General features: G+C 62.1%; 16 protein-coding genes. 3 read left to right on the top strand and 13 right to left on the bottom strand.

Annotated elements, in window-relative coordinates; translation table 11 throughout:
• Positions 1–104: 104 nt before the first annotated feature.
• The 5 genes from NCHOL11_RS01345 to aspS all read right to left on the bottom strand — a co-directional run bounded on the left by NCHOL11_RS01345 (position 105) and on the right by aspS (position 5939).
• Complete coding sequence (locus tag NCHOL11_RS01345; RefSeq protein ID WP_097090721.1) at positions 105–1454, bottom strand: S41 family peptidase; 1350 nt, start codon at positions 1452–1454, stop codon at positions 105–107.
• A gap of 91 nt (positions 1455–1545) precedes the next feature.
• The gene (locus tag NCHOL11_RS01340; RefSeq protein ID WP_097090720.1) at positions 1546–1731 is read right to left on the bottom strand and encodes a hypothetical protein; all 186 of its coding nucleotides are present in this window, start codon (positions 1729–1731) and stop codon (positions 1546–1548) included.
• A gap of 82 nt (positions 1732–1813) precedes the next feature.
• Entirely contained in the window at positions 1814–3133 is a 1320-nt protein-coding gene (locus NCHOL11_RS01335) for a methyl-accepting chemotaxis protein (protein ID WP_097090719.1), read from the bottom strand.
• A 72-nt stretch (positions 3134–3205) separates the two neighbouring features.
• Entirely contained in the window at positions 3206–4000 is a 795-nt protein-coding gene (locus NCHOL11_RS01330; protein ID WP_097092645.1) for a polyphosphate kinase 2 family protein, read from the bottom strand.
• A 154-nt stretch (positions 4001–4154) separates the two neighbouring features.
• The gene (gene aspS / locus NCHOL11_RS01325) at positions 4155–5939 is read right to left on the bottom strand and encodes an aspartate--tRNA ligase (protein ID WP_097090718.1); all 1785 of its coding nucleotides are present in this window, start codon (positions 5937–5939) and stop codon (positions 4155–4157) included.
• Between the two features lie 127 nt (positions 5940–6066).
• Here aspS and rnd point away from each other — a divergent pair, with 127 nt between their 5' ends.
• Positions 6067–7233, top strand: a complete 1167-nt coding sequence (gene rnd, locus NCHOL11_RS01320; protein WP_097092644.1) for a ribonuclease D — start codon at positions 6067–6069, stop codon at positions 7231–7233.
• Positions 7234–7244: 11 nt separating this feature from the next.
• Positions 7245–7541 (top strand): I78 family peptidase inhibitor, encoded by a 297-nt coding sequence (locus tag NCHOL11_RS01315; RefSeq protein WP_097092643.1) that lies wholly within the window; start codon positions 7245–7247, stop codon positions 7539–7541.
• 342 nt (positions 7542–7883) lie between these two features.
• Here NCHOL11_RS01315 and NCHOL11_RS01310 read toward each other — a convergent pair whose 3' ends face one another.
• From NCHOL11_RS01310 to lepA, 4 genes are all read right to left on the bottom strand, one after another.
• A complete protein-coding gene (locus tag NCHOL11_RS01310) occupies positions 7884–8582 on the bottom strand; it encodes a hypothetical protein (RefSeq protein WP_441339460.1) in 699 nt (232 codons plus the stop codon).
• 150 nt (positions 8583–8732) lie between these two features.
• Positions 8733–9119 (bottom strand): PH domain-containing protein, encoded by a 387-nt coding sequence (locus tag NCHOL11_RS01305; RefSeq protein ID WP_097090717.1) that lies wholly within the window; start codon positions 9117–9119, stop codon positions 8733–8735.
• Between the two features lie 54 nt (positions 9120–9173).
• Positions 9174–9380 (bottom strand): DUF2945 domain-containing protein, encoded by a 207-nt coding sequence (locus NCHOL11_RS01300; protein WP_097090716.1) that lies wholly within the window; start codon positions 9378–9380, stop codon positions 9174–9176.
• Between the two features lie 63 nt (positions 9381–9443).
• The gene (gene lepA, locus NCHOL11_RS01295; RefSeq protein ID WP_097090715.1) at positions 9444–11249 is read right to left on the bottom strand and encodes a translation elongation factor 4; all 1806 of its coding nucleotides are present in this window, start codon (positions 11247–11249) and stop codon (positions 9444–9446) included.
• Positions 11250–11415: 166 nt separating this feature from the next.
• On the opposite strand from lepA, the gene NCHOL11_RS01290 reads away from it, so the two are divergent.
• Positions 11416–12228: a CsgG/HfaB family protein gene (locus NCHOL11_RS01290; RefSeq protein ID WP_176502157.1), complete on the top strand. Its 813-nt coding sequence runs from the start codon at positions 11416–11418 to the stop codon at positions 12226–12228.
• A 91-nt stretch (positions 12229–12319) separates the two neighbouring features.
• Here NCHOL11_RS01290 and NCHOL11_RS01285 read toward each other — a convergent pair whose 3' ends face one another.
• The 4 genes from NCHOL11_RS01285 to secY all read right to left on the bottom strand — a co-directional run bounded on the left by NCHOL11_RS01285 (position 12320) and on the right by secY (position 16101).
• Positions 12320–13360: an acyltransferase family protein gene (locus tag NCHOL11_RS01285; protein WP_255254674.1), complete on the bottom strand. Its 1041-nt coding sequence runs from the start codon at positions 13358–13360 to the stop codon at positions 12320–12322.
• A 100-nt stretch (positions 13361–13460) separates the two neighbouring features.
• Positions 13461–14000 carry an SRPBCC family protein gene (locus NCHOL11_RS01280; protein WP_097090714.1) on the bottom strand — a complete coding sequence of 180 codons (540 nt, stop codon included), beginning with the start codon at positions 13998–14000 and terminating at the stop codon, positions 13461–13463.
• 43 nt (positions 14001–14043) lie between these two features.
• Entirely contained in the window at positions 14044–14694 is a 651-nt protein-coding gene (locus NCHOL11_RS01275; protein WP_097090713.1) for an adenylate kinase, read from the bottom strand.
• 42 nt (positions 14695–14736) lie between these two features.
• Positions 14737–16101 (bottom strand): preprotein translocase subunit SecY, encoded by a 1365-nt coding sequence (secY, locus tag NCHOL11_RS01270; protein WP_097090712.1) that lies wholly within the window; start codon positions 16099–16101, stop codon positions 14737–14739.
• Between the last annotated feature and the right edge of the window lie 76 nt (positions 16102–16177).

Raw genomic sequence — 16177 nt, 5'->3', positions numbered from 1 at the left:
ATCTCAGGAGAGTTTCTGCCCAATCGAGAAAGATGCCAGCTGAAGCTGGCATGACGAAGGGCGGAAGGCGGGGGTCACCGAAAGCCGTCCTCAGCCCCGCCTCCTTACCGCACAACCTTCTTCGCTACCGGCTGCGCCTGCGCGACCACCGCGCCTGGCTTTGCCGCCAGCCGCGCGATCGTCTTCAGTGCATAGTCCAACTGGAAATCTTCGACCCCCTTCTTCTTCAGCTCCTCCGCCGTCATGGCGAAGCGGGGATCTTCCTTCGTGTCTTCCTCCAGCGCGGCATTGTCCGTCTTGATCTCGTTGATCAGGTGACGGCGCAGGTCGCTTTCGCGGAACTTCGGGCGGTTCTTGTAATCGGGGTCGGACAGCTGGGGTACGCGCACATCAGGCTCGATCCCGCCTTCCTGCACAGATCGCCCGGACGGCGTATAATAGCGCGCCGTCGTCAGCTTGAGCGCCGTCGTATTGGTCAGCGGCAGCATCGTCTGCACGCTGCCCTTGCCGAAGCTGCGCTCGCCCATCACCAGCGCACGGTGCTGGTCCTGAAGCGCGCCAGCGACAATCTCCGACGCTGAAGCAGAGCCCGCATCGACCAGGACGATGATCGGCAATCCCTTCGCATCGTCACCGGGCTTGGCATAATAGCGCTCGACATCGCCCTTGTTGCGGCCACGCTGCGACACGATCTCGCCGCGTTCCAGGAATGCGTCGCTCACCGACACGGCTTCGTCCAGCAGTCCGCCGGGATTGGAGCGCAGGTCGAGGATATAGCCGGTCGGCTTATGGCCAAGGCTCTTGTCGATGCTGCGGATCGCCTGCCGCAGATCGGCGCCGGTGTTGGCGGAGAAGCTGACGATGTTGATGACGCCAATGCCGTTCTTCACTTCCCATTTCACCGGCTTCAACTGGATGATCTCGCGGGTCAGCGTCACGTCGATCGGTTTGTCGCGGCCTGCGCGCACGATGGTCAGCTTGATCGACGTGCCCGGTGCTCCGCGCATCTTGTCGACCGCTTCGTCCAGCGTGCCGCCATAGATGAGCTGCCCGTCCAGATGGGTGATATAGTCGCCCGCCTTGATCCCCGCCCGCCAGGCGGGAGTATCCTGCGTCGGCGCGATCACCTTGACCGCGCCATCCTCCTGCGTGACCGACAGGCCAAGGCCGCCATAGCTGCCTTCGGTCTGGGTGCGCAGATTCTGGAAATCGCGCGCGTCGAGGAAGCTTGAGTGCGGGTCGAGGCTGGCGAGCATGCCGTCGATCGCACCCTTGATCAGCTTTTCGTCGTCCACCTTCTCGACATAGTCGCTGCGGACTTTCTGGAAGACATCCATGAACTCGTCGAGCGCCTTGTAGCTGCTCGCTTCCCCGTCCGCGAGCGCGGCCGTGGTGGCGGGGATGAGCGCGAGCGCGCCAAGGGCAACGGCGCCCCGGAAGAAATTGGATTTCATTGCTGTCCTGAGTCCTGGCATCAAGCCATCAGTATAGGGAGGTTCTCAGGCAGACGCAAAACATCGGTGAGGCCGTGCGCCCGGCGTGGCGCTATTCGTGCGGGCGCAACGCCTGGTTGAGATCCTCCATCACCTGCGCGATCGGTTCGACCACGGTGACGCTGCGTCCTTCGCCAAAGCGGATGCGGGTGCCTTCCGTGACGGACGATACGAAGGTGACCTGCGCGGCGTTGATGGCGGTTTCGGTCCGGTCGGCGCCCACGAACATCACGAGCATGGCTTTCCTCTCCTTCTGGTTGGATGGAGAGGTTAGCCGCATTTACGCTATGCGCCAGCCATTTTCGCCTCAGCCTGACGCGTCAGCCGGGACGGATCGCCTTGATGAACAGGCTGGCGCGGGCATCCAGCCGCTGCGCCTCTGCGGCGAGTTGACCCGCGGCCTCCCGCATGGCGCGCGCCCCGTCGACGGCCGCGCTCGCATTGTTGCTGATCTGGCTGGCGCTCACCCGCACATGCTCGCTGGATTCGCCCGCCTCGGCCATGCTCGCCGCAATGCCCCGGCTGAAGGCGCCATGGCGGGCGACCGCGTCGAACAAAGATGCGGAAAGCCGGTCCGCCTTCTCGATCGCTGATCCCATCAGCCCATGCCCCTGCGCGACATGGCCCACCGTCGAGCGGATATGCTCGATCCGGCTGGCGATTTCGGCCGCCGCCTCCCGCGTCTGCCCCGCGAGCAGCTTCACCTCGCGGGCGACCACGGCAAAGCCCTGCCCCGCCTCCCCAGCCCGCGCGGCTTCTATGCCTGCGTTCAGCGCCAGGGTGGCCGTCGCCCGCGCCACGGCGTCGATCAGCGCCGTCACCTCGCCAATGCCATCGGCCTGCACCCGCAGTTGCTCGGTCTGCGCCGATCCCAGCCGCGTCTGCTCGACCGCAGCCCTGATCGCGGCGCCCGCCTGCCGCACTTCCTCCTCGATCGATTGGAACAGCAGGCCAAGGTCATTGGCCGATCCAGCAATGCCGGTGAGATTATCGGCGGTCTGTGCCGCCGCCACCGCCATGCCCGCTGCCGCCTGCCCATTATCCGCCGCCCGTTCCGCCGCATCGCTCGCCAGCCGGGACAGCATATCAGCCATGGCCACCAGATCCGCGATCAGCGTCGCTATGTCGTCGCGGAACCGGCCGCTTTCCCGCGTCACCCGTTCAAGCCGCTCGGCCCGCGCCACCGCCACGCGCGCATCGCGTTCCGCCGCAAGCTTCAGCAGCAATTGCCCGCCGACCATGCCCGCATAGCAGCCGCCCTCCACCACGATCAGCCCTTCGCACTTCTGCCCCTGCGCGGCATAAAGGTCGATCAGCGCCTCGATCGTCGCGCTCCGTTCCACCGATGCGCAGGGCCGCACATGATCGTCGAGCCGCCCGCCGAAACTCGGATTGCGCAGCAGTGCATGGCCGAACGGATTGAACAATATGCGCCGCATGTCCCGCTCATAGATCGCGCCCCTTGGCCGATCCGCGTCATCCAGCACAGGCAGGATGCGCAGCGACGGGTTCTGCTGAAACTGCTCCACCGCCTCGCTCAGCGGCCGCCCCAGACGGATGAAGGGGCTCGCTATGACGAATGGCAGTCCCTGCCCCTGGGGCAGGCTTGGCGAAGGTTCGAGCATCATGGGCGCGTACATGCGCCGCTGGTAGCCTCCCAATGGTAAATGAGCAGTTAGGTTTTGATGACAGTTTTATGACAAGTCACTGTTTTATTGGGATTTTCGTCCAGGTTCATACCCGAATGCCTGCCTTGCCAGCTGCACCACCTCGGGGTCCGCTTCCGGAAAGTCCATCGGCACCAGCTTCTCCAGCGTCTTCGCCACATATCGGAGCGCGTCGATGCGGCCCGCCTTGCGATCATTATTGTCGATAACCTGCCAGCGGCCATATTTGTTGTCCGTCTTCTCGAACATGTCGTGCATCGCATCGAGATAATCGCCACGCCGCGCCCGGTTGCGATAATCGTCCGCGCCGGTCTTCCACCGCTTCCATGGCGTGTCGAGCCGCTGCGCCAGCTGCTCGTCCTGAGTCTCCTGCGTGATATGCACGAACAGCTTGATGATGTTCGTGCCCGCGTCCGCCTGCTGCTTTTCAAAGGCGTTGATCTCGTCATAGGCGCGCTTCCATTCGCCTTTGGAACAGAGGCCTTCCACCCGCTCCACCAGCACCCGGCCATACCAGCTGCGATCGAACACCGCGATGTTCCGGCCTGCGGGCAGCCGCGTCCAGAAGCGCCACAGGAAATGATGGTCGCATTCTTCCGCTGTAGGAGCCGCGATCGGCCACACTCGATAATAGCGGGGGTCCCATTGCGCGGTCATGCGCTTGATGATGCCGCCCTTCCCCGCCGCGTCCCATCCTTCGAACAAAATGACCGACCGCCGATCATGGATCACATGGGCAACCTGAATCTTCGCCAGCCGCTCCTGCAGCTTGTCGAGTTCGGCCTCATAGTCGCCCTTGAACGGCTTGCCCTTCTCATAGTCGGCAAGGTCAATCGCCATGCGCATCTCCTTCGCTCAGAAGGAAGCAACGCCTCAGGCCGCGAAAAGTCAAATCTCCCTGCCCATGCGCCGTCATCCCAGCGTACGCTGGGACTTCAGGAGGTGAAGTGCGATCTCACCGAGATCCCAGCTTCCGCGGGGATGACGGTAGGGATTAGCCCTTCGCCTGCGGCTCCACCACCCGGACATGCAGTTCGCGCAGCTGCTTGAACTCCGCTGCGCTCGGCGCACCCATCAACAGGTCCTCGGCCCGCTGATTCATCGGGAACAGCGTCACCTCGCGCAGATTCTGCGCCCCGCACAGCAGCATGACGATGCGATCGACACCGGCCGCCATGCCGCCATGCGGCGGCGCGCCATATTGGAAGGCGCGGTAGAGGCCGCCGAAGCGCTCCTCAACGTCCTGTTGGCTGAGGCCCACCTTCTCGAAGGCCTTGACCATCAGCTCGGGCGACTGGTTCCGGATCGAACCCGATGCAATCTCATAGCCGTTGCAGACCATGTCATACTGATAGGCCTTGATCGTCAGCGGGTCCTGATGCTCCAGCGCGTCCATCCCACCCTGCGGCATGGAGAAGGGGTTGTGCGCAAAATCGACCGACTTCGATTCCTCGTCATATTCGTAGAAGGGGAAATCGACGATCCAGCATAGTTCGAACCGGTCCTTGTCGATCAGGTCCAGCTGCTCGCCCACGCGAATACGGGCAAGGCCCGCGAGCTTGGCAGCCTGGCTTTCCTTGCCCGCGGCAAAGAACACGCCATCATTGGGGCCAAGGCCCAGCGCTTCGATCAGCTTGGCCGTCCGCTCCTCGCCATGATTCTTGGCGATGGGGCCGCCGGGGACGCCATCCTTGATGTTGATATAGCCAAGGCCCGAATAGCCTTCGCCCCGCGCCCAATTGTTCATGTCGTCGAAGAACTTCCGGCTGCCCGCACCAGCGCCCGGCGCCGGGATCGCGCGAATGACGCTGCCGCTCTCAACCAGCGAGGCGAAAATGCCAAAGCCCGAGCCCACGAAATGCTCGGTCACGTCCTGGATCAGGATGGGGTTGCGCAGGTCCGGCTTGTCCGACCCATATTTCAGGATCGCTTCGTCATAGGCGATGCGCGGGAAGCTGCCCGCGGGCGTCACCGGCTTGCCCTCGGCAAATTGCTCGAACACCTGAGCGATCACCGGCTCCATCGTGTTCCACACATCTTCCTGCGTGACGAAGCTCATTTCCAGATCAAGCTGGTAGAACTCGCCCGGCAGGCGGTCAGCGCGGGGGTCTTCGTCGCGGAAGCAGGGCGCGATCTGGAAATAGCGGTCGAAGCCCGCCACCATCAGCAGCTGCTTATATTGCTGCGGCGCCTGCGGCAGGGCGTAGAATTTGCCCGGATGAATACGGCTCGGCACCAGAAAGTCGCGCGCCCCTTCCGGGCTGCTCGCGGTCAGGATCGGCGTCGAATATTCGGTGAAGCCCGCCCCTTCCATGCGGCGGCGCATGTCGGAAATGATCTTCGTCCGCTTGACGATATTGCCGTGCAGCGTTTCGCGCCGCAGGTCGAGGAAGCGGTAGCGCAGGCGAATATCCTCGGGATATTCCTGCTCGCCAGCCACCGGCAGGGGCAAATCAGCGGCAGCAGAAAGCAGCACCGCATCCAGCGCGCGGATTTCGATCTCACCCGTCGGCAGGTTCGGGTTCACCGCTTCGGGCGCACGCGCCACGACCTTGCCGGTCACCGTCACGACGCTTTCGGCGCGCAGCGATTCGATCACCTTGAAGACGGGTCCATCGACCTCGGTGACGATCTGCACCATGCCATAATGATCGCGCAGGTCGATGAAGACGAGGTCGCCATGATCGCGCTTGCGATGCACCCATCCGGACACGCGCACCTCATTGCCGACTTCGGCCGAGGTAAGAGCGCCGCAAGTATGAGTGCGATAGGCGTGCATGGCGATTGTATCTTTCAGCTTCGTTTTACGGAAATGACAAAGTGCCGCAGCCCCGCTATGGGCGGTCTTGTCAAGCATTGACGAGCCCGTGAGCGACGGGCCAGCCCATAATAAGATCGAAGACCATATGCAAATCCATCCGCTGATCACCGACAGCAAGACACTCGCCCAATTCTGCGCCCGTATCGCCAAATCGCCCTACATCGCGGTCGATACCGAGTTCATGCGCGAAAACAGCTATTGGCCCGACCTCTGCCTCGTGCAGGTGGCGGACGATAATGAAGCCGCCGCGATCGACCCCAAGGCGCCGGGGCTCGACCTCACGCCGCTGCTCGACCTGCTGGTCGACAATGAGGATGTGCTGAAGGTCTTCCACGCGGGCGGGCAGGATCTTGAGATCATCTACAACCTGACCGGCAAGACCCCCCATCCCCTGTTCGACACGCAGATTGCCGCCATGGCGCTCGGCCTCGGCGAACAGATCGGCTATGGCAACCTCGTCGATGCATGGCTCGGCGTTCAGCTCGACAAGGGCGCGCGCTTCACCGATTGGGCGCGCCGCCCGCTCGACAAGCGGCAGATCGACTATGCGATCGGCGACGTCACCTACCTCATTCAGATTTTCCCGATGATGCTGGAGGAACTGCGCAAGACCGGCCGGGGCGACTGGCTGGATCAGGAAATGGAACGCGTCTGCGATCCCTCCAACTATGTGAACGAACCTCAGGATGCCTGGAAGCGCGTTCGCATCGCCAGCCGGAAGGCCGATGTGCTCGGCCGCCTGAAGGCGCTGGCCGCATGGCGCGAGATCGAAGCGCAGGACAAGAACCTCCCCCGTGGCCGCATCGTCAAGGATGAGACGCTGGCCGATATCGCCAGCCATCCGCCGCGGTCCCAGGAAGACCTTGGCAAGGTGCGCGGCCTCTCCGCCACCTGGAAGACCAACGACATCGGCGCGCGTCTGATAGCGGCCCTGGGCAGCCAGAAGCCGCTCGACAAGGATGAGATGCCCGAACGCGATCCCAAGCGGCCCGGCCTTGGCAAGGACGGCGCACTGGTCGCGGACTTGCTCAAGCTCCTCCTCAAGATCCGCTCGCGCGACATCAACGTCGCCGCTCGCCTCCTCGCGCGCAGCGACGATCTGGACGCGCTGGCCGCTGGTGTCCGCGAAGGCCTCCCGATCCTGGAAGGCTGGCGCTATGAACAATTCGGCCGCGATGCCGTTGACCTTGTCGAAGGACGCCTGGCCTTCGCGGTGAAGGGCGGCCGCCTGAAAATGACACGCACGGAATAGGAACCACGATGATGCGGGCAGCGGCGCTGATGATCCCCCTTTTGGCTGCGGCCTGCACCACCGCTGACGGGCAAGGCCCTGCCACAATGCCTACTACCGCTGAAGGCCCCTGCCGCAACGACGGGCTCGACCGCTTCGTCGGACAGACCGCAAGCGAAGACATCGGAACCCAGTTGCTGCAAGCATCCGGCGCCCGCGCCCTTCGCTGGGGTGCGCCCGGCATGGCCATGACCATGGACTTCCGCCCCGATCGCGTCACTGTCAGCTACGACGAGAAAATGGTGATCACCTCAGCGCGCTGCGGATAGCGGCTGCTACTCCCCCTCCCGCAGGCGGGAGGGGGCTGGGGGGTGGGCCAGCGCAACACCCGTCCCATGCAAAAAAGCTCGCTTCGCTCCCCCCTCCCCTAACCCCTCCCGCCTCCGGGAGGGGAACGCTCACCGTCACCCAAAAACCACACCCCCTCCAAAAACCATCCTATTTCGAGCACCAACCAAAAATTCCGCCTGTCCTATTCTCCCGCAGCAGGCCTATCCCCGCGCTCATCTTTGAAACGTCCCATGTCACTCACTCGCGCCCACGCGCGCCCGCCCTCGCGCGCGCATACACTGTGAACTTCGGCGGAAATCCGCCATTTTTGACGTCCCGCCTCAACATTCCAGTCCTACAAGAGCGCCGCTGCCGATCCGGTTCACATGGCGCTTCCCATCGATCTCCAGCCAATCAGGCGTCACCTCCAGCCGCCTGCCGCGGATCGTCGTGCGCAGATGTTCCACCGCGATCCGGTTGCGCGCCACGATCCGCAGGATGGCGAGCCCGTCACCGCGCGCCGCCATGACGCTGTAGCGGTCGCCGCGCAGCAGGAACCGCCAGCTGCCATCGGTGGGCAGCCATTCATTGCCCTGGATCACCTGCACCGGATCGCCGTCAAGGTCACCCAGGCGCAGGCTGATCCGTGTCGCGCCCCGGCTGCGGCGCGGCGGCGCGAACATCAGGATCGGCTCACCATCCAGCATCAGCGGTATCGGCGTATCGCGCAGCAATCGCGAACCGCCCACGATCAGCATCGGCAGTTCCGAAGAAAATGGCATGCGGTCCCGCGCGAAATGCCGCTGCCTGACGACCGGATTGGTATGAAAGCCCTGCACCTGCGCCGCGGTCAGCCGCCCCTCCTCCACCAGTGCATGGCATGTGGGACAGAGCAATGTCGTCTGCGGGGAGTCCGGCAGGCGCAGATAGCGGTAGATCGTCACGCCGCACCGGACGCAGGCAAAGCCGCATGCCTCCCTCACGTCCTCACGCTGCGTCTCAGTCAATTCAGGCAGCGAAAGCATCACCGGCAAGGCCATGGACCAACCCTTTGCAACCGCTCCTCGCGTCATTGCGAAGCAGCGTTACCCAGTGGCGTCCTTTCCCGGATGCAGGCTCTTCAAGGTCCCTTCACTTGGGACATATGGTTGAAATAATTTGGCCTCAGGTCAAGGGGGCGTGAACGCAGGTCAGCGCTGCGGCAGCAAATCCAGGTTGCGCGATGCCGCGATGTTGCGGATGCGCCCCGGCCGCGGCATCGACTTGATGGCGATTTCCGCGATATCCCCCGCGCTGAAAAGCTCGACATTGCCGACATCGAATATGCGCTGCCCGAATGTCTGCGTGATGCGCACGCTGCGGATGCTCGACAGTGCGATCTCCGTTCGCTGCTTCGCCAGCAGCCCGCGCTCCATCAGCACCTCGCGGTCGGACAGGGCCAGCCGTTCGCCCTTGGCCCGCAGCCACCAGACGCCGATCGCCAGCAGCCCGACGACCGAGATCAGCAACAGGATGAACAGAAAGGGATGCGCCCGGAACATCGCAGGATGCTCGTCATACAGCCACGCGTCGCTCATCACTCATCCCATCCACAGGTGCCGCCGGACATGATCATGGATGCCCTGTCCGCGTCAATCCTTGGACAGCGCCTCCTTCTTGTGCGCGGCGCGCTTGCCGTCCCCGGTTTCGACGATGAACTGCGGATTGTCCTTGGAAGCGGCAACCTTGTGCCCCTTGATCTGGGTGGCGCTCGTCTGCTTCTTCACCACCTTGCCATGCGCTTCGCCGCCATGGCTCTTCCAGCTGACCTTGTCGCCGGCCTTGGGTTCCTGCTTCATGTCCTGATCTCCTGCCAAGCCCCAAGAACCCGGCAGGAGGATAGAGGTTGCGTGCGAACCGCTCTAGCTCTCATCCCCCATCCGCAGCGCCGCGATGAAGGCCTCCTGCGGGATCTGCACCGATCCATATTCCCGCATCCGCTTCTTGCCCTCTTTCTGCTTCTCCAGCAGCTTCTTCTTGCGGGTGATGTCGCCGCCATAGCATTTCGCGGTGACATCCTTGCGCATCGCCGCGATCGTCTCACGGGCAATAACCTTGCCGCCGATCGCCGCCTGGATGGGGATCTTGAACAGGTGGCGAGGGATCAGGTCCTTCAGCCGCTCGCACATATGCCGCCCACGCGCCTCGGCCGCCGAGCGGTGAACGATCATCGACAGCGCATCGACCGGCTCGTTGTTGACGAGGATGCTCATCTTGACCAGGTCGCCCTCACGCGTGCCGATCTGGTGATAGTCGAAACTGGCATAGCCCCGGCTGATCGACTTCAGGCGATCGTAGAAATCAAACACGACTTCGTTGAGCGGCAGTTCATAGGTCACCTGCGCCCGCCCACCCACATAGGTCAGGTTCTTCTGGATACCGCGCCGGTCCTGGCAGAGCTTCAGGATCGAACCCAGATATTCGTCGGGGCAGTAGATCACCGCCTCGATCCACGGCTCCTCGATCATCTCGATATGATTGGGGTCGGGCATGTCGGCCGGGTTGTGCAAATGGCGCACCGTCCCGTCCTTCATGTGCATCTCATAGACCACCGATGGCGCGGTGGTGATGAGGTCGAGATCATATTCGCGGGTCAGCCGCTCCTGGATGATCTCCAGATGCAGCAGCCCGAGGAATCCGCAGCGGAAGCCGAAGCCCAGAGCCGCAGACGTTTCCATCTCGAAGGAGAAGGACGCATCATTGAGCCGCAGCTTGGAAATCGAGTCGCGCAGCTTTTCAAAATCGTTCGCGTCGACAGGGAACAAGCCGCAGAACACCACCGGCTGCACTTCCTTGAAGCCCGGCAGCGGATTGGCAGCCGGGTTCTTCACCGTAGTGATGGTATCGCCCACGCGGGTCTGGCTGATGTCCTTGATCTGCGCGGTGATGAAGCCGATCTCACCCGGGCCGAGTTCCGGCAGCTGCTCGATCTTCGGCCGCATGCAGCCGACGCGATCGATCAGATGCTCGGTCTCGCCGATCATGAACTTGATCTGCTGCCCCTTCTTGATGACGCCATTGACGACGCGCACAAGGATGACGACGCCCAGATACGGGTCGTACCAGCTATCGACCAGCATCGCCTCGAGCGGCGCGTTGCGATCGCCCTTGGGCGGCGGGATTTTCGCAACGATCGCTTCAAGGATGTCGTCGATGCCGATGCCGGACTTGGCGCTCGCCAGCACCGCTTCGGACGCGTCGAGGCCGATGACCTCCTCGATTTCCGCGCGCACTTTCTCCGGTTCGGCGGCGGGCAGGTCGATCTTGTTCAGCACCGGCACGATCTCATGATCATGCTCGATAGACTGGTAGACGTTGGCCAGTGTCTGCGCTTCCACGCCCTGCGCCGCGTCGACCACCAGCAGCGCGCCCTCGCAGGCGGCAAGCGACCGGCTCACCTCATAGGCAAAGTCGACATGGCCCGGCGTGTCCATGAGGTTGAGCTCATAGGTCTCACCATTTTTCGCGACATAATCGAGACGCACCGTCTGTGCCTTGATGGTGATGCCCCGTTCCTTTTCGATATCCATATTGTCGAGCACCTGCGCGCTCATCTCGCGGTCGGTCAGGCCGCCGGTGCGCTGGATCAGGCGATCGGCCAGGGTCGACTTGCCATGGTCGATATGGGCGATGATCGAGAAGTTGCGGATATGCGAAAGGTCGGTCATGGCCCGCGCCGATAGCAGCCATTTGCGGGCCTGTCAGCAGAGCTTAGAAACAGCCAGGCCATCAGTAGGAAAAGGCCGCGAGCTATGGTAAGTGACGCGAGCTTTAAGCGGGTCGTACCATATAAGAAATTCCGTAATTAACCGCTCGAAAAGGGGATTTGGGGCAATGTTCAAGACGGTTTCCGCGGTCGTCGCGGCAGCATCGATGCTTGCGACGCCGATGTCTGCGATGGCGCAGACGAATATGAGTTCTTCCGGCAAGACCTATAAGGATGGCACCACCAAGGGCGCGTCTTCGGGCCGCAGGGCGCAGGAACGCGCTCAGCAGGAGATTCCCCGCTGCACCCGCCGCCTTGGCACCGTCGCGATCGTCGAGCCCGACAACCAGTGGTGGCGCGAACTGAACCTGGGCAGCCCGGAAGCGGTGCTCAAGGTCCTTATCCAGCAGTCCGGCTGTTTCGGCATCGTCAATCGCGGCCGCGCCATGCAGAGCCGGGCGATGGAACGCGCCATGGCGGACTCCGGCGAATTGCAGGCCGGATCGAACCTGGGCCGGGGCCAGGTCAAGGCGGCCGATTATTATCTGGAGCCTGATATCGTATCGTCCAACCGCAATTCTGGCGGTGGCGGCTTCGGCGCTGCACTTGGCGGCCTGATGGGCGGCACCTTCGGCGCACTTGCCGGAGGCCTCAATATCAAGAAGAAGGAAGCGAACGTCACGCTTTCCATCGTCAACGCCCGCACGACGGAAGAAGAGGCGCTGACCGAAGGCTACGCACGCAAGACCGACATCGGCTTTGGCGGCGGCGGTGGTGCAGGGTGGTGGGGCGGCTTTGCGGCCGCCGGTGCCAGCGGCTACCAGAATACCGAAATTGGCCAGGTTATCGTGCTCGCCTATCTCGATGCCTATACCAAGCTCGTCACGCAGATGGGCGGCCTGCCCGCTAACGCGGCAGCCGCTGCTCCGCGCGCACAGTAGGGCTTCAATGCAGGGGCTTGGCGAAGCGTCGCCGAGCTCCTGTTCTGCTCTTTCGGCTCACCTTCGGTGCCGCTGTAAACAGGCGCCGCTATCAAGTCAGCCGGGACGAGACTTCCGGCTGCACCGACCTTCTTTCACGCCGCCGCCGCCACCACGACAATATCGCCTCGCCTGCGGGACGCTCCACCAGCTTGTTGATCCCCGCGCCTAAGATCAGCGCGACAAGGAAAGCGGAAAAGAAGGCGAGCCAGGGGCTATAGCCTTGCTCCGTCATTTTCAGCATCACGACAAAGCCGACATGCTGGTGAATGAGGTAGAAGGAATAGCTGATGCCTCCCATCCAAAGCAGCGGACGTGCCGCAATCCATCGCAGGCGACCTTGAATGAGCGCGGCAAAGCCTGCCAGCAAGACGCAGGCCATGATCGTGACGTCCCACGTCTCCATCATGGCGACAGAGAGCAGGGCGATCATCGCATAGGGCGCCTGCTCGCGCCAATGCCGCTGTCCGGAGCAGACTCGATAGGACAGCATCCCTATGACGAAGAAGGGAAGGTAGCGCAGCACGAAGAGCATGATGATCCGCTCTGGCATGTCCGGCCAAAAACCATAGATCGCGCGGACCGCGAGCCACAGCGCGAGTACAGGCTCCAGCCTTTTCAACCCGGCCCATTTCCAGATGGATATCATGCAGAAATAGAAGGCGATTTCGACCGTCAACGTCCAATAGGCGCCGTCCACTTCGGGAAGGAAGGCGAAACCTTGCAGCATCGTGATGTTGGCGACGATGGCGCCGGGCCCAACCAGCAACTGGGTGGCCTTCGCCAGATATTCAATCGACAAGGTAAGCAGCATCGCGACCAGATAAGCGGGATAGAGCCGCGCCACCCGGTTGACCATGAAATCAGCGACGCTTTGAATCCGGTCGAGCGTAAAGAAGATCGCGAAGCCAGAAATGGTGAAGAATAGAAGGACTCGATAATTGCCGCCCGGGAAGCTGAATGGCACATGGGCCGCTTGGGGGAACAACTCGTGGAAACGGGTCGAATAGTGGAAAACGAGGACGCATAGCGCCCCGATGCCTCGCAGGGCATCCAGTTCCACCAAGCGGGTGCGGGGAGGCAAACCAGTCACCCGGACATATTAGCAATCAAACAGCAATCAATCGGTTAAGATGGGAAGAACAATTTACCGTGGGGATAGGGCCTAAGCGGTATATGTTCTTGGGCTGGCGTCAGCCCCCCTGCTCCGCGACGCGCTTCAATCGCATGAGTTGCTCAGTCAAGACCTTGTCTATCGCTGGCGCCATCTGCTTCGAATCCATCCGCATATAGCCTGCTGCTATATAGCTCATGGTCACCTCCACATCGCGATCGGATGGCATGATCGTGAGTTCAAGCGTGCCGATGACGGCATCGGCTTGCAAAGGCCCCAGAGCCCCGGACAATCTCACCCGCTTGTAGGGCTCGGCCAAGATCAGACGTGCATGCTCGACACTACCAGCTTTGCCGTTCGCTCCCGAAAGCCGTTCACAAAAGCATCCACCTGCTCGCGGATCCATGCTGAGGTTGGCGGCATCACCGCTATAGCTGTGCTCGCTGCTCCACCACCGCGCAGGCTTGACGATTAGCGCGTAGACCGACCGGGCATCCCGATCGATCCGGACGTTGCTGGCGATCGAAAAGCCGACATCATTGACCGATTTGACTTCGGCTTGCGCGGTCGTTCCGGCAGCGATAGCCGTAATGAAGACAGCCCGGATACAAGCTCGCATCCTCTTTCCCCGTCGATGAGCGACGGGAGAAACTAGCGCAAGCTCAGGGCCGATCCAATATGGCCGCGATCGCCGCGGTCACATCGTCCATGTCGGCCATGCCGTCGACTCGAGACACGATGCCCCGCGCCTCATAGATCGGGAGAATAGGAGCTGTCTTGGCGCGATATTCCGCCATGCGGGTGCGGACAGTCTCTTCATTGTCGTCCGGGCGGCGCTTGAACTCATGCCCGTGGCATTTATCGCATTCATTCTCGACTTTGGGTTGCTTGAAGCTGTCATGATAGCCTTCGCCACAGCTCGCGCAGGTAAACCGGCCTGTGATGCGCTCGACCAGAGCGTCCTCATCAACATCAAGTTCGATGACATGAGCAAGCGTACGGCTGCGGTCAGCAAGGATGGAGTCAAGCGAATGCGCCTGCGCTTCGGTACGCGGATAACCATCGAAGATCACGCCCGTGCCGGTAGCGAGCCCATCCAACGCTTCCCCGATAATGCCGGAGACGATTTCGTCCGAAACGAGCTCGCCTGCTTCCATCACCGCCTTGGCCTTCAATCCAACCGGCGTCTGAGCCTTGACCGCTGCGCGCAGCATGTCGCCCGTCGACAACTGCACCATGCCGCGATCTTCGACCAAACGGCTCGCCTGCGTGCCCTTACCTGCTCCCGGAGGGCCCAGCAGAATGATATTCATGTGCGCATACTCCCCTGTTCTCGCGCTGGCGCTGATGCGCCTTTAACGGAGCCGTCCCTTCAGCTTGGCCTTCTTGATCAGATCCCCATATTGATGGGCCAGCAAGTGGCTCTGGATCTGGGTCACGGTATCGACGGTGACGTTCACCACAATCAGCAGGCTAGTCCCGCCCAGATAAAAGGGGATACCCGCCCGCGCGATGGCAAATTCCGGCACCAGGCAGATGATAGCCAGGTAAGCCGCACCGATGACCGTGATCCGGGTCAGCACATAGTCCAGATAATTTTCCGTGTTCTTGCCCGGCCGGATGCCGGGGATGAACCCGCCGTTGCGCTTGAGATTGTCGGCAGTCTCTTCCGGATTGAACACAACCGCCGTGTAGAAGAAGCAGAAGAACACGATGCCGAGGCCGTACAGCGCCATGTAGACCGGGCTGCCGTGCGACAGATATTGGTTCAGCGTCAGCACGAAATCGCCGAGTCTGCTCTCGCCAGCAACGGTATTGCCCGCGAACTGCGAGATGGTGAGCGGCATCAGCAACAGCGAGCTGGCAAAGATCGGCGGGATCACGCCTGCGGTATTTACCTTGAGCGGCAGATGGCTCCGGTCAGCCTGCATCAAACCCTGGCGCGTCTGGCGCTTGGGATATTGAATCAACACCCGGCGCTGCGCACGCTCCATGAAGCAGATCAGCAGGATCAGGCCTACCGCCAGAGCGATGACTATCACGATCAGCAGGCCGGAAATGGACCCTTCGCTGCCCGACTTGAACAAATTGCTCAGCGTTACGGGAAGCTGGGCGACGATGCCGGCCATGATGATAAGCGAAACGCCGTTGCCAATGCCGCGCGACGTGATCTGCTCACCCAGCCACATCAGGAACATCGTCCCGCCGATCAGCGAAACAACCGCAGCGATGCGGAACAGGAAACCAGGATCAACCACCGCCTGAACGCCAGACTGCGCCCCAAAGCTTTCGAGGCCTACAGCGATGAAATAGCCCTGCACGGCGGTCAGACCGACGGTGCCGTAACGGGTATATTGGTTGAGCTTCTTACGCCCGCTCTCGCCTTCCTTCTTGATCGCCGCGAGTTGGGGCGAGAGGCTGGCCGCGAGCTGCACCACGATCGAGGCGGTGATGTAGGGCATGACGCCGAGCGCAATCAGGCTCATGCGCGAAAGCGACCCGCCAGAGAAGGTATTGAAGATGTCCAGGACACCGCCATTGGTCTGCGCGTAAAGCTGCGAGAGCGCGGTCGGATCGACGCCTGGCAACGGAACGAAGCTCAGAAAGCGGAACACGATCAGCGCGCCCAGCGTGAACCATAAGCGCTTCTTGAGGTCGGTCGCCTGGCTGAACTTCGCCAGGCTGAGATTGGATGCGAGCTGGTCGGCTCTCGATGCCATCTTGGCTGCCCTTCAAAACATCTTGCCGGATTGAGATACCCGGAGCGGAATCGCTAACCCCTTAGCGGGGTGATCG

The sequence above is a fragment of the Novosphingobium sp. Chol11 genome (assembly GCF_900218065.1).
Taxonomy (GTDB): domain Bacteria; phylum Pseudomonadota; class Alphaproteobacteria; order Sphingomonadales; family Sphingomonadaceae; genus Sphingobium; species Sphingobium agri.
This window is presented reverse-complemented; position numbering and strand designations above follow the sequence as displayed.

Coding starts and splice junctions, on each gene's coding strand:
- NCHOL11_RS01275 (WP_097090713.1), bottom strand. CDS start 14,694: ATGAATATCATTCTGCTGGGCCCTCCGGGAGCAGGTAAGGGCACGCAG.
- NCHOL11_RS01305 (WP_097090717.1), bottom strand. CDS start 9,119: ATGAGCGACGCGTGGCTGTATGACGAGCATCCTGCGATGTTCCGGGCG.
- NCHOL11_RS01330 (WP_097092645.1), bottom strand. CDS start 4,000: ATGGCGATTGACCTTGCCGACTATGAGAAGGGCAAGCCGTTCAAGGGC.
- aspS (WP_097090718.1), bottom strand. CDS start 5,939: ATGCACGCCTATCGCACTCATACTTGCGGCGCTCTTACCTCGGCCGAA.
- secY (WP_097090712.1), bottom strand. CDS start 16,101: ATGGCATCGAGAGCCGACCAGCTCGCATCCAATCTCAGCCTGGCGAAG.
- NCHOL11_RS01345 (WP_097090721.1), bottom strand. CDS start 1,454: ATGAAATCCAATTTCTTCCGGGGCGCCGTTGCCCTTGGCGCGCTCGCG.
- NCHOL11_RS01335 (WP_097090719.1), bottom strand. CDS start 3,133: ATGTACGCGCCCATGATGCTCGAACCTTCGCCAAGCCTGCCCCAGGGG.
- NCHOL11_RS01300 (WP_097090716.1), bottom strand. CDS start 9,380: ATGAAGCAGGAACCCAAGGCCGGCGACAAGGTCAGCTGGAAGAGCCAT.
- rnd (WP_097092644.1), top strand. CDS start 6,067: ATGCAAATCCATCCGCTGATCACCGACAGCAAGACACTCGCCCAATTC.
- NCHOL11_RS01280 (WP_097090714.1), bottom strand. CDS start 14,000: ATGCGAGCTTGTATCCGGGCTGTCTTCATTACGGCTATCGCTGCCGGA.
- NCHOL11_RS01315 (WP_097092643.1), top strand. CDS start 7,245: ATGCGGGCAGCGGCGCTGATGATCCCCCTTTTGGCTGCGGCCTGCACC.
- NCHOL11_RS01310 (WP_441339460.1), bottom strand. CDS start 8,582: ATGGCCTTGCCGGTGATGCTTTCGCTGCCTGAATTGACTGAGACGCAG.
- NCHOL11_RS01340 (WP_097090720.1), bottom strand. CDS start 1,731: ATGCTCGTGATGTTCGTGGGCGCCGACCGGACCGAAACCGCCATCAAC.
- NCHOL11_RS01290 (WP_176502157.1), top strand. CDS start 11,416: ATGTTCAAGACGGTTTCCGCGGTCGTCGCGGCAGCATCGATGCTTGCG.
- lepA (WP_097090715.1), bottom strand. CDS start 11,249: ATGACCGACCTTTCGCATATCCGCAACTTCTCGATCATCGCCCATATC.